The 442-nt window shown below is 62.9% G+C and carries 1 pseudogene; it reads left to right on the top strand.

Annotated elements, in window-relative coordinates:
* A pseudogene (locus J5M56_RS25530) lies at positions 1 to 213 on the top strand (hypothetical protein); the annotation flags it as partial.
* Positions 214 to 442 lie beyond the last annotated feature (229 nt).

Raw genomic sequence — 442 nt, 5'->3', positions numbered from 1 at the left:
CCGCTGGCCGTGCCGTATGTGGAAGAGCAACTGGGCGACGGCCGCTTCAATCTCAGCAGCGAAGCCAACAACCAGCGCATCGAATTGTGGGTCGCGCCACAGCGCTGCGTCGACAGCAGCACCGGCAGCGTGCAGCACATGAGCGCCGAGTTGCGCATCGACGGGCAGGTCCAGCGCGGCTGCGGCTATTTCGGCGGCGCACGCAACGACTGATCGTTTTTCCCCCACGGATCCGCTCGCGGCGGCTTATAATCGCCGCCTTCAAACGCCCTGGCGCAGTTGTGCGCCCCGCGAATCCGGATCCCCGCCATGTTACGAATCACTGAACTCAAGCTGCCAATCGACCATCCCGAAGAAGACCTGCGCACCGCCATCGTGCAACGCCTGGGCATCGCCAGCGATGATCTGCTCGATTTCACCTTGTTCAAGCGCAGCTATGACG

This window comes from Pseudomonas sp. 51_B (assembly GCF_017491595.1).
In the GTDB taxonomy this organism is placed as follows: Bacteria; Pseudomonadota; Gammaproteobacteria; order Pseudomonadales; family Pseudomonadaceae; genus Aquipseudomonas; species Aquipseudomonas promysalinigenes.
Note: the sequence above shows the minus strand (reverse complement) of the source record. Positions and strands in the feature narration are given on the sequence as shown.